Genomic DNA, 12,557 nt, shown 5'->3' with positions numbered 1-12,557 from the left:
GCCCTGGCTCCGGTCGTAGCGATGACTCTGAGCACCTTCGACCTGTATTCGATCGGGATCGGCCCGTCCTCCTCCCACACCGTAGGGCCGATGCGAGCCGCGAAGACCTTCATCGACGGCCTCGTCGAGGACGGGCAGCTGGACGCGGTCACCCGGGTGAAGGCCGAGCTCTTCGGGTCGCTCGGCGCGACCGGGCACGGCCACGGCTCGGAGGGAGCGGTGCTGCTCGGCCTCGAGGGGGAGGAGCCGGCGACCGTCGACACCCGGGCCTCGTCCGGGCGGTTGGCGGCCATCCGCGAGCGTGGGGAGCTGACGCTGGGCGGTCACCAGCCGATCCGCTTCGATAGCCAGACCGACCTGGTGATGCATCGGCGCAAGAGCCTGCCGGGCCACCCCAACGGCATGGTGTTCACCGCCTACGACGCCTCAGGGCAGGTGAGCCGAGAGCGGACCTACTACTCCGTCGGCGGGGGCTTCGTCATCGACGAGCACGCGTCCGGCGCCGCCCGGATCGTGCCCGACCACTCGAGCGTCCGGTTCCCCTTCACCACCGGCGCCGAGCTGCTCAGCACCTGCGAGCGCGAGGGGTTCCGGGTCTCGGATCTCATGCGCGCCAACGAGCTGACCTGGCGTACGCACGACGAGATCCGAGCCGGTCTCCTGGAGATCTGGCGGGTGATGGCCGACTGCGTGCAGGCCGGCTGCGACCGTGATCCGGTCAGTGACGGCGTACTTCCTGGGGGTCTGCGGGTCCCGCGCCGGGCGCCGCTGCTCTACCGCGACCTGGCGTCCGGAGCCGGTGCCCAGGACCCCTTCCGGGTCATGGACTGGGTCAACCTGTTCGCCCTGGCGGTCAACGAGGAGAACGCCTCGGGCGGCCGGGTCGTCACCGCTCCCACCAACGGCGCGGCCGGCATCGTGCCCGCCGTCCTGCACTACTGGGTACGTTTCGTCGCGCCGGCCGCGGGGCTCGACGAGGCCGCGATCGAGGACGGCATCGTCCGTTTCCTGCTCACCGCGGCCGCCATCGGGATCCTGTGCAAGACGAACGCCTCGATCTCCGGGGCCGAGGTCGGCTGCCAGGGCGAGGTCGGCTCGGCCTGCGCGATGGCAGCCGGTGCGCTCTGCGAGGTGCTGGGCGGCACGCCGGAGCAGGTCGAGAACGCCGCCGAGGTCGGCATCGAGCACAACCTCGGCCTCACCTGCGACCCGGTCGGCGGGCTGGTGCAGATCCCGTGCATCGAACGCAACGCCATCGCCAGCGTGAAGGCCATCAACGCCGCCCGCCTCGCCCTCAACGGCGACGGCTCCCACAAGGTCAGCCTGGACAAGGCGCTGAAGACCATGCGCGAGACCGGGGCCGACATGAAGGTCAAGTACAAGGAGACCTCCCGCGGCGGTCTCGCGGTCAACGTCATCGAGTGCTGAGCCGGGAGGGCTGCGTCGGCGCCGTCGCATGAAGTCGTCGTTCACGGGTACCGCTTCCGACCATGTCCATCACCCTCGTCACCGGAGCATCCAGCGGGATCGGTCTGGCTGTAGCGCGCCTCGCCGCCACCCGCGGAGACCACGTCGTCCTGGTCGCCCGGGGCCGTGAGTCGCTGGACGCCGCTGCGCGTGAGTGTGCGCGGCTGGGTGCCGCATCGACCATGGTGCTGCCGCTCGATGTGGGAGACGACGATGCGGTGCGGGACTGTATCGGGGCGGTGCTCGACCGACACGGGCGGCTCGACACAGTCATCAACTGCGCTGGGGTGGTTGCGATGGGTCGCACGGAGTCCCTGCCACCGGAGATCTTCGACGGTGTGCTGCGTACGAACCTCCTCGGCTCGGTCAATGTGGCACGTCATGTGGTGCCTGTGTTGCGCAGGCAGGGCAGCGGAACGCTGGTGCTGGTTGGTTCAGCGCTCGGCCACATCACGGCGCCTTCGATGAGTCCCTACGTCATCAGCAAATGGGGTGTTCGCGCGTTGGCCCATCAGCTGCGCCTGGAGAACCGCGACCGACCTGACGTCGCGATCGTGTACGTCGCACCGGCCGGCGTGGACACCCCCATCTATCAGCATGCCGCGAGCGTCATCGGTCATGAGGGCCGGCCCCCGCCTCCGGTCTCCAGCCCCCAACGAGCAGCCCGGCAGATCCTGCGCCGGGTCGACCGCGGCCGCGGCCGGCCACAGCTGAGCATGGCCGCCGAGGTGATACGGCTGGGACACGCGGTGCCCCTCCTCCACGACCGGGTGGTCGCGCCGATCCTCGGATTCCTGATCACCGACCTCACCCGTCCCGTGAACCCACATCCGGGCAACGTCCTGACCGCCACGAAAGGCGAGAACGCCATGCGCGGCGACCGCGAGAACGCCGCCCTGGGGATCGTGCGCAACCTGGCTGTCCGCATAACGCGCCGGGGGCAGGGGGTACCGCCACGTCCAGTGACCCCGAGTCGACGAGGACATCTCCATGAGTAGAAACCACAGGTTTGTCCACGCATCACCCGAGCACGTGTGGGAGGTCCTCTCAGACGGTTGGCTGTACCCGCTCTGGGTCGTTGGCGCGTCTCGATTGCGCGATGCCGACAAGGACTGGCCGAACGTCGGCACTCAGCTGCATCACTCCGTCGGCGTCTGGCCGATGCTGCTCGACGACAGCACCGAGGTGCTCGAGTGCGAACCCGGGAGCAGGCTGTTGCTTCGTGCGCGCGGCTGGCCCGTAGGCGCCGCGCATGTCGAGATCACTGTGGAGGAAGCAGGAGAGGGCACCGAGATCGGGATTCGCGAACAGGCCGTCGACGGCCCGGGCGCTCTGGTCCCACGGCTGGTGCAGGATCCGCTTCTCCGCTGGCGGAACGTGGAGGCTCTCCGGCGCTTGGCCTACATCGTCGAACGCCGCCCATGAGCGACGCCTCCTACGACGCGGTCGTCGTTGGTTCCGGACCCAACGGCCTGGTCGCGGCCAACCTGCTCGTCGACAAGGGCTGGTCGGTGTTGGTGCTCGAGACCCAACCCACCACAGGCGGAGCGGTACGCAGCTCCGAGGACGTCCACCCGGGCTTCATCCACGACACCTTCAGCGCGTTCTATCCGCTCGCGGCCGCTTCCCCGACCATCCGCGGGCTCGGCCTGGACGAGTACGGGCTGCGGTGGAGGCATGCTCCCGCAGTGCTGGGTCATCCCATGCAAGACGGAAGCTGGGCGCTGCTGCACCGCGACCGACACGTCACCGCGGAGTTGCTCGACGCCCAGCACGCTGGCGACGGCCAGGCGTGGTTGGAGCTGTGCGGTCTCTGGGACCACATCGGTGAACCCCTCGTACATGCCCTGCTGACCCCGTTCCCGCCCCTGCGGCCTGGGGTCCACCTGCTCAACGCCCTACGTCGTGCAGGGGGCCTGGCGGCCGTACGTACCCTGCTCACACCAGCCGGAGACCTCGCCCGCAACCACTTCAGGGGCGAAGCTGCGCGTCTGCTCCTGGCCGGCAACGCTGGACATGCCGACATCCCGTTGGACTCGCCGGGCTCCGGCATGATGGGGCTTCTGCTCGCCATGCTGGGCCAGACCGTTGGCTTCCCCGTCCCAGAGGGGGGTGCTGGCATGCTCGCCGCCGCGCTGGAGCGCCGCTTCCGTGGGCGTGGTGGTGACGTATGGTGCGGTGCCGAGGTCACCCGCCTCGGTGTCGAGGACGGTCGCGTCACCGAGGTTCGCACCCGTGAGGGCGACCGGTTCAAGGTGGGCCGGGCCGTGATCGCCGACGTCGCGGCGACCCATCTGTACGGCCGGCTGCTCGACCCCGCAGACGTACCGCGACGCGTCGCAGCCGGCATGAAGAACTTCCAGCTGGACCCAGGCACGGTGAAGGTCGACTGGGCGCTGGACAAGCCCATTCCATGGCTCACCGAGCCCGCGTACGCGCCCGGCACCTTCCACGTCGCCGACTCGGTCGAGCAGATGACCCAGTCCTTGTCTCAGGTGTCTGCCGGCGTCATCCCCGATGCTCCGTTCCTCCTGGCAGGTCAGATGACCACCACCGACCCGAGCCGCTCGCCGCCGGGGACGGAGTCGGTGTGGGCCTACACCCACGTGCCGCAGACGGTGCTGCGCGATGCGGGACCCGACGGGCTGCGCGGGCGATGGGACGAGGAGGAGTGCGAACGTTTCGCCGACCGCATGCAGGCGCGCATCGAGCGCCTGGCGCCCGGCTTCGGCAGCACCATCGCCGCACGACGCGTACTCGGGCCCCATGAGTTCGAAGCTCTCGACGCCAACCTGATCGGCGGGTCGATCGGCGGCGGCACTTCTCAGCTCCACCAACAGCTGGTCTTTCGACCGGTGCCGGGCATGGGGCGGGCCGAGACCGGCATCCCCGGACTGTTCCTCGGGTCCGCCTCCGCCCACCCCGGCGGAGGCGTACACGGCGCAGCTGGCAGCAACGCAGCCCGTGCCGCCATCCTGCACGACCGCCTTCGTTGGGGCGATCGCCGTCTAGGAAGGCCAACCGCGTGAATCCAGCCGTCACAGACTCGATGGCGCGAGCGGGCGGCCGTGTGCTGCAGACCGCTGTCAGCGTGCTCGCCCACTTGCGACCCGCCGACAAGCCCCTGCATCCGCACGGCAAGGTGCACCTGGCCATGCTGCGCCGGCACCCGGGAGCGACCACGGGCGCAGCGTTCCTCGACGAAGGAGGCTCGGATGAGGTGGTGGTACGACTCTCCCGCGCCGTGGGCCTGCCTGAGCCGGTGCCCGATGTCAACGGGCTCGCCCTGCGCGTCCCCACCGTCCGCGGCGAACACGGCGACCTCCTGCTCGCGACCACCGGTCACGGTCGATGGACCCGGTTCTTGCTGGCTCCCAGGACCCGTCTGTCCGACGGGTTCTTCAGCACGCTGCTCCCGTACCGCACGCCCACTGGGCCGGTCTGGCTCGGAGCACAGCTCGTCGGCGGGGCCACGTGGCAGCTGGTGTGGGCGCGGCCCGGGACGGACTGGACGCCGTTTGCGACGCTCGAGCTGACCATCGAGTCGGACCGCGACCCGCTGCTCTCCTTCGACCCGACCCGCTCGACACCACCCGGGCTCGAGATCTACGAATGGCACCGCCGCCTACGTGCGCCGGCCTATGAGACGGCGCGGCAGTCGCGAACCCCCGGCGTCAGGCCGCTACGCCGGCCGGAGCACCCGCGCCACGAATGATTCGAGGTTGCCGAGCAGCCGGTCGACCTTCTGCTCGGCGCTGAGGGTCTCGTGGATGACCGGGGTGTCGAGCTTGCGCTTGTTGCGCGCCTTGAGAGAGCAGTCGAGGTCGGCGCAGATATAGGTACCGACGGAGTTGCCGTCCTGCCCGGAGCGACCGGCGCGGGAGGCGACCAGCAGCGCGACGTCACTGACCGAGGCGCACAGCGCGCACATCGTCTTCCGCGGCCCTCGCGACTCGCGCGAGGCGCGGAGGGCAATGCCGCAGAGCCGGCCGTCGTGCTCGGTGACGAGGTAGTGGTTCTGCGGCGCCTTCGGGTCCTGCCAACCGAGGTAGTCGAGGTCCTCCCACGGCCGTTCGGCCAGGTCAGCGGGGAGGTTGAGGCGCTTGGTCGCCCCCTTGGTGAGGTTGACGAACGATGCGCGTACGTCGGTCTCGGTCAGCGGCTTCATGCCAACCATGCTAGGTTTCCTACAACTGTTAGGCAATTCGTTATTGGGGAGGTTGTTGATGGGCCGTCCAGGGCTGAACCGGAGCGCCGTGATCGCGGCCGCCGCCGACCTGGCCGACCAGCTGGGCTTCGACGCCGTCACGATCTCGGTCCTCGCGCGCCACCTCGGAGTCAGGTCGCCGACCCTCTACTCCCACATCTCCGGAGCCACCGACCTCCGCACCGCCGTCACCGCGTACGTCCTCGACGAGCTCGCCGACGCCACCAGCACCGCGATGGCCGCGGGGGAGGGCCGCGACCTCCTAGTCGCGTACGCCGACGCCATCCGCGACTTCGCCCGCCGCTCACCCGGCCGCTACGACGCCACCACCCGCCAGCACGTCCCACCCGCCTCCGAACCGGCCGCGGAGATCCCGGACTCGGTCGCCGCCGCCATCACCGCCGGCCGCCGCAACGCGGACCTAGCCCTCACCGTCGTCCGCAGCTACGGCATCGCCGAGACCAACGAGACGTACGCCGTCCGGCTAATGTCCAGCCTCATCCACGGCTACATCACCCTCGAGCTCGCCGGCACCTTCGCCCACAGCGACCCGCCGAGCGAAACCACCTGGCCCGAGGCCCTCGACGACCTGGACCGCACCCTCAACCGGATCGCGACGGCGCAGCGTCACTGATCACGGTCGTTGAGAGCCGCAACCCACTCAGGCAGCTCGGCGAGCGACGAGATCCGGATCGTCGCGATCTCATCGGCCTCCGGCTCATGCTCCTGGATCACGCCCCAAGGCCCTCGACGGATCAACGCCGTCACCATCCCGGCCTCAGCAGCCGGCCTGATGTCGTTGTCGAGTCGGTCCCCGACGTAGAGGATCTCCTTCGCGGCGTACGGAGCCGCCTCGATGACGTGCTCGAAGAACCCCAGGTCCGGCTTGCTCACACCCCAGTCGTCCGAGGTAGCGACCAAGTCCACCGGAAAGTCCAGCTTCCGCAGGATCCGCCCTGCGCTAACGGTCTGGTTCCCAGCCAACCCCAACCACAATCCGGCCTCGCGCAGCGCCTTCAAAGCAGGACGTACGTCGGGATAGACGTCGTCCTCCCCGAACCGCTCCGCCTGCCCGGCGACTTCGCGCTTCCGCCGCTCCTCGGTCAGATCGAACCCCGGCCGAAACACCTGAAACGCCTCGCGATAGTCCATCCCGCGAGCGATCACCGCCCCGAACACCGCCGAGAACGTATGCCTCGGCACCCCCAGCCAGTCCGCCCAAGTCCCGTACTCGCGGGTCTCATCGACCAGACACTCGCCGACGTCGAACACCACCGCCCGAATCATGGGTCGGGATCCTTCCACACGGTCCACGTCACTTGCGGCGGAATGACGCGGGTGAGGTGATGGCTCAGGCCGATGGCAGTGCTCGGGCGAGGCGTGCGTCTATGTCGGCGACGCGGGAGGCGTGCGGTCCGATGCTGTGGCGGGACTTGACGGTGGTGGACACCAGCACCCGCTTCCGTGCCGAAGTAAGTCAGGGCCGTATGGATGTATCGGAGACGTGCGAGCCCTGGAAATGGGAGGCTTCTGCACACTCTTCACGACGGGCGGGAGGATAAGTGCCGGACGAGGCCAGGCAGGAGTCGATTGCCGCAAGCCCGTACGCCACGGGAGGAGGCGGAACCCGGCTCGAGCACCGGCTGGGCGCTGTGTTCCTTGGCCGGCTACTCACCACCAGACCCGTCCTCGAGTTGGATGAACGGTCGCCTGAACGCGTCGCCTTCCAACAGGCACCCGCTGCAAACGCGGACGACCTCGTCGTCACAGCGGGGGCTCCGGACGGCGTTTCATCGGTCCGCCTCGAGATCGCCGTCCGTCGCAAGCCAGACTTCGTCCGGAGCGACACCAAGACTGCCAAGCTGGTCGAGGGTTTGGTCCGAGCCGATCTAGCGGCCGAGAGGAGCGCTGATCCTCTAGTCGACCATCGCATTGGGCTCGCCGTCTCAGGTCGACAAACGCACGCGCAAGAGATCGCGGAGCTTGCCGTCGTCGCGCGCGGTCAGTCGAGCGCCGAAGAGTTCGTCGCGCTCGTGCGCACCCCCCGAAAGTTCAAGACCCGAAGTCGGCTCGACCACCTTATTGACATGGTCGCCAACGCGCTCGGGAGCATCGCAGAGGAGGACGCGGGGACGCCGGAGCACCGTACTTGGCGCCTTCTGCAGCGGCTTTGGGTCATGCAGGTCGATCTGGAAACCGGCCACGAAGAAGACTGGACTCGACTTGTCGAGGACCTCAAGAGCGTAGCGTTGGGAAACACGCAAGAGAATGCGATCGCTCTTCGAGACCGGCTCGAACAGTTGGCGGGCGAGCTAGCGCGCAACGCTGGCGTCCTCAACGCCCCGGCGCTGCGGAGGCGCCTTCATGGCGCACTCGCGCCTGCTTCACACAGCGCGCCGCAAGGATGGGCGCGGCTGCTGGTCTTAGACGAACAAGCCCGAACGACAGTCGCCCGCTCCCTCGCCTCGGGCCCCTCCGGCGAACTGACTCTTCCGCGCTCTGAGATCCGGAACGCCATCGCGACAGCCTTAGCAGGCGACGGCGAACTCATCGTCGTCGGCGACTCCGGGGTCGGAAAGAGCGCGCTCGTGATGGATGCCATCGCGCCCAACCAGCTCGGCGCCGACTGCCAGGCGGTCGCGCTCAACTTGCGGTACCTGCCGACTACGCAACTCGAACTGCTCGCACTGCTCACTAACTCTCTGGAAGTCCTGCTCGGCGAGCTGACGGCGCCTGAGCGGCTACTCGTCATCGACTCCGCAGAGGCGGCGACAGAGGAGCACGCCGACGTCCTCTCGTACTGCGTACGTGCTGCCCGGCAAGCGGGAGTCCGCGTAGCTGCCATCACGACCACAGAGTGCGCCACCGTAGTAAAGCAACTGCTCAGATCTGGCGCCGAGGACCCGCGCGAGTACACGGTGGCGGGGCTCACCGACGACGATCTCGAGGCTGTCGCCACGCACTTCTCTGCCCTGCGGCGACTCATCGACAACGCCCGCGCACGCGAACTGCTGCGCCGCCCAATCGTCATTGACCTTCTCGGCCGGGCCGGCGACCCCGGTCTGCCACTGAGCGAGTCGCAAGCGCTCGATCATGTCTGGCAGCACCTCGTGCGCGACTCCGAGCGCCGAGACCAGGGAGCTCCTGACGCCCGAGAGAACGTGATGCTGAGTCTGGCCGGCCACGCCCTCCGAGGAGGCGATATCGACGACCTACTCGCACGGCTGGACCACGACGCGCTTGATGGGCTACGCAGGGCCGGCCTATTGCAGCCAGCCAGTCGCTTGCCCTGGGAGCGTATCCCCGCCTTCCGCCACGACCTCCTCCGTGCCTACTCCGTCGCCCGGCTGCTGCTGGCGGATAGAGACCCGGCAACGTCGCTAGCGGACGCGGGTGCCCCACGCTGGACTTTGCCGTCGGCTCGGCTTGCCTGCGAGATGGTGCTGTCCGCACCAGAGGCACGTCTGCACCCCCGGGCGGGTCGCTTTGCCGCGCTCCAAGAGGGCTTTGACGCCGTCGTGACAGCCGGAGCGGGTGAGCGTTGGGCGGACGTCCCGACGGAAGCGTTGCTCGTGGCGCCAAACCTCCTAGATCTGCTGCGCGACGCATGGCCCATGCTCGTGAGGGGCGGAGCAAACGGCGCCATCCGCATGATCCGCATCCTGAACGCGCGCCATCAAAATGGAGGCACGCTTGATCCCATCGTCACCGAGCCCGTCATCGCACAGCTGCTCGACGCCGGCATACCGCCCAACATCCATCGAGAGGCGTCGGAGCTAATCCGCGATTGGCTGCGGGCACTAGTGCTGAACGGGACGCCTGCCGGACATCCGCTCCGGACCAAACTCCGCGACGCCATCGCCGACCAGTGCCGTGAGAGAGAACGCGCCCTCGACGAGGAGCAAGCGGCCCGCCTCGCCGAGCTTGCTGCACGAACCCCCGAGCAGGTCGCCGAGGATGAGGCACGCCTCAAGAGCTTCAATATCTTCGATACCTTCGGAGGGTCCAAGCCTCGTCGACGCGCAGCGCCGACGAGGCACCGCCCGTACCTCTGGATCGACGACTCGCAGGTGGAGCACCTCGCTCTACTCGGCCCCGACATAGGAGACCCCGGCGAAGCCATCCTCCGGCGCATAGCGGAAGACGAGCCGCACTCGCTAGACCACGCAGTGGAGCCACTGCTAGCCGGCAACAGCCTCGCCAGTTACAGCACAGAACTGCTTGTGGCCCTCGCCGCCGCGTACTACATCGAGCAGCCGGACGAAGACGACGACGGCTTCGAGTCGGATAGCGGACTCAACGAGGAGGGGATTCGCGACCACAACTTTGGTGGACTGGGCTTACCCCTGGCGCACTTCGCGAAGGGACCGTTCCTAGCGCTCTTCAGGGCCGACTACCTGGGGGGCGTGTCGCTGCTCAACCAAATGCTTGACCACGCGGCATTGCACCGCATCCGCATCCTTTCCGGCCTCCGTCGCGGACTCTTCGTCCAAGACGAGCAGGAAGACAAGGGGCAGACCCTGTCACTCGGCGGAGTGCCGCGAGAGTACGTCGGCGACGGCCACGTCTGGCTCTGGTACCGCGGAACCGGAGTTGGCCCCTATCCGTGCATGAGCGCCCTGCAAGCCCTCGAGTACGTCACAGAGGAGCACATCCGAGCGGGTGCACTGCCGCAGACACTCACCTCAGTCATGCTCAAGGACGCTCACAGCCTGGCGATGCCCGCGCTCGCACTCGCTGTGCTGGTCCGGCACCTAGAGACCGTCGGCGACGCCCTGGATCCATTCCTCGTCGAGCCCGCGGTTTGGCAGCTCGAGTTCTCGCGCGCCGTAGCCGACCGACCAAGCGGTCTCGCCGCGCACATCCCGAATCTGCCGAACCTGGAACGCCGGCAATGGACCCTGCGCGAAGTGAGCATGGCCCTCACCCTGTCCGCGGACGCCGACCGCGTCGTGCAACTGAAGGCACTCGGCGAGCAGCTGCAGATCAACGCCCGCGCGCAGGTGGGCGACGACACCTCGGACGCGGCACTCCAGCACCTGGCTGCGGTCCGAAGCTGGGCCGCCGCCCTAGACCGAGACGCCTACGAGATCACCGCTCACGATGAAGGCGTGATGATCCAGCAGGCCTCCGACCCTGAGGTCGAAGAGGTCCTTGGAACCACGAATGCGGCCCTGCGACGCACCAACGACGCCATCGGCCTCACAGTTCGCCACGCGCACGTTCGCGACAAGGGTGCCCGTGCCCCGGACATGGACGAGCACGCGCTCGCGGCGGACCTTGAGCTCGCCATGTCACTATGGGAGGACCTTCCCGAGCCGCGGGCCCTGTCTTTGGACGGTCCTGTTGCCGTCGCGGCCTCGGCCCTTGAGCTGCATCTCACATCGAGCGTGCACGTGTCCGACGACCACCTGCTATGGAGCGCCGAGGTCCTGTTGCATGTGGCCGCCGCTATCGCTAACCGCGAGTCCAAGGGCTTCGACGACACGCTGTTCGCTCAGGGGGCCGACCGATCGGCGGCACAGGCCCTTCCCCTTCTCCTTATACCGACGGCGAGCGAGGTCCGAGCTGCGCTGTCAGTGCTCGACACCGCCGGCGTCGCGGAGTTGATTGCACTCAGCCGCGCCGTCGCCGTCGACGGTGCAAACGAGGCGCGGCTTGTCTACGCCCGCGGTCTCGACGCTGTCTGGGCGGTGCCGTGCGACACCGCACACTTGTTCGGCCGGTGCCACCATCGCGCTGCGTTCGACCTGGTCACTGAGACGTTTCTTCGCTCCCGCCTAGGTCCCTGGAGCCAGGAAGCGCAACGACGCACAGTCATTGCGCTTGATCCGCCAGGCGCCGCGTCACTCGACGCGGTCGCCGGTTCCGACATCCTTACCAGGCAACTCACGGCCGCCTTGCGTGCTACGGGTGCCGCAGCGATCAGTTCGGCGTGCTGCTCGGAAGACGCACAGCACGCCCTACGGTCACTCCTCGCGGCACATCAGCGGGCAATGCTGGAGCACAAGCGCGGCTATCACCACAGTCAGAGCGACGCCCTCGTCGCAGCACGCGCGGCGCTGTGGCAGGCCATTCAGGGCCGCGACGAGCCCGTACTTGATTACCTCCGGGGCTATTTCGGTCATACGCGAGCGTTAGGGGAAGCGCTCCAGGCCGTGGCTGTGGCGGCGGAGGAACGGCCTGACGCTGGCCAGCAAGCCCAGCGGCTGTGGCCCGCGATAATGGATATGGTCCTTGACGAGGCTGAGGCAAACGCCAACCTCCTTTCCGAACGGACTTGGGGCGACTACGCTGAAGCCGCGCTGATACCCAACAGTGCCGCGGAGTGGGGATATCTGACGATAGAACTCGCAGGCGAGCCCAACCGCTGGCGGAGTCTGCTGACTTGGGAACCGCAGGTCGAACGCTGGCTCACAGCGGCGCCCCACTCGCGCATGGGTATCGACCATCTCGTGATCGCGATCCGCGAACTCGATGTTGTCGACCAGGTCGAGAAGGGTCTTCGTTGGATTGAATCTGTCGTGACCGGAGCCAGCGTGAACTGTGCTTCGACCTACACCCTGCCCGAGTGGCTCCGTGAACGGCGCCCCGATCTCGTCAGTCCCGATCACATCGCTCAGTGGCAGCGAGTCGTCGACCTGCTCGTCGTCGCGGGCGACACGCGGGTCTCAGATCTTGTCGACTAGCGCACCATGTCGTCGTCATCGTCCCCCGACGAGGATCCCCGGTCGCGCGAGCACTGGTCAGCGGATGGTGTGCACCACTGCCCGAGAGATCTGGGCCCTGCTGATGCCGTGTGTGCGGCCTTCGATGGCCGCGACATTGGGACGTGCTCGTTGTGGCCGCTGGGTGCGATCCCCTGGAACGGCCAGACACAAAG

Annotated in this window: 9 protein-coding genes; 7 read left to right on the top strand and 2 right to left on the bottom strand. The window is 68.0% G+C overall.

The features are described from left to right. Positions 1-21: 21 nt before the first annotated feature. The 5 genes from AB0F44_RS23265 (at position 22) to AB0F44_RS23245 (ending at position 5,182) form a co-directional block, all read left to right on the top strand. On the top strand, positions 22-1,428 hold the full coding sequence (locus AB0F44_RS23265) for an L-serine ammonia-lyase (RefSeq protein ID WP_357359057.1): 1,407 nt from the start codon (positions 22-24) through the stop codon (positions 1,426-1,428). Between the two features lie 62 nt (positions 1,429-1,490). Continuing rightward, complete coding sequence (locus AB0F44_RS23260; RefSeq protein ID WP_357359040.1) at positions 1,491-2,465, top strand: SDR family NAD(P)-dependent oxidoreductase; 975 nt, start codon at positions 1,491-1,493, stop codon at positions 2,463-2,465. Continuing rightward, positions 2,458-2,892 (top strand): SRPBCC family protein, encoded by a 435-nt coding sequence (locus AB0F44_RS23255; RefSeq protein WP_357359039.1) that lies wholly within the window; start codon positions 2,458-2,460, stop codon positions 2,890-2,892. Before AB0F44_RS23260 ends, AB0F44_RS23255 begins: the two co-directional genes overlap by 8 nt. Then, positions 2,889-4,496, top strand: a complete 1,608-nt coding sequence (locus tag AB0F44_RS23250) for an NAD(P)/FAD-dependent oxidoreductase (protein WP_357359038.1) — start codon at positions 2,889-2,891, stop codon at positions 4,494-4,496. Before AB0F44_RS23255 ends, AB0F44_RS23250 begins: the two co-directional genes overlap by 4 nt. Then, positions 4,493-5,182, top strand: a complete 690-nt coding sequence (locus tag AB0F44_RS23245; protein WP_357359037.1) for a hypothetical protein — start codon at positions 4,493-4,495, stop codon at positions 5,180-5,182. Before AB0F44_RS23250 ends, AB0F44_RS23245 begins: the two co-directional genes overlap by 4 nt. On the opposite strand, the gene AB0F44_RS23240 is transcribed toward AB0F44_RS23245, so the two are convergent. Next, positions 5,150-5,635, bottom strand: a complete 486-nt coding sequence (locus tag AB0F44_RS23240) for an FBP domain-containing protein (RefSeq protein ID WP_357359036.1) — start codon at positions 5,633-5,635, stop codon at positions 5,150-5,152. The two genes, AB0F44_RS23245 and AB0F44_RS23240, sit on opposite strands and share 33 nt — an antisense overlap. A gap of 58 nt (positions 5,636-5,693) precedes the next feature. Between AB0F44_RS23240 and AB0F44_RS23235 the strand changes: the two genes are divergently transcribed. Then, positions 5,694-6,308, top strand: a complete 615-nt coding sequence (locus AB0F44_RS23235) for a TetR/AcrR family transcriptional regulator (RefSeq protein WP_357359035.1) — start codon at positions 5,694-5,696, stop codon at positions 6,306-6,308. Here the strand turns inward: AB0F44_RS23235 and AB0F44_RS23230 are convergent. Then, a complete protein-coding gene (locus AB0F44_RS23230; protein WP_357359034.1) occupies positions 6,302-6,961 on the bottom strand; it encodes an HAD family hydrolase in 660 nt (219 codons plus the stop codon). The two genes, AB0F44_RS23235 and AB0F44_RS23230, sit on opposite strands and share 7 nt — an antisense overlap. A 275-nt stretch (positions 6,962-7,236) precedes the next feature. Between AB0F44_RS23230 and AB0F44_RS23225 the strand changes: the two genes are divergently transcribed. Continuing rightward, positions 7,237-12,363, top strand: coding sequence for a hypothetical protein (locus AB0F44_RS23225; RefSeq protein WP_357359033.1), 5,127 nt, complete (start codon positions 7,237-7,239; stop codon positions 12,361-12,363). Positions 12,364-12,557: the final 194 nt, after the last annotated feature.

Source organism: Nocardioides sp. NPDC023903, assembly GCF_040639295.1.
In the GTDB taxonomy this organism is placed as follows: Bacteria; Actinomycetota; Actinomycetes; order Propionibacteriales; family Nocardioidaceae; genus Nocardioides.
The sequence above is the reverse complement of the archived record's forward strand: the minus strand, read 5'-3'. Positions and strand labels throughout refer to the sequence as shown.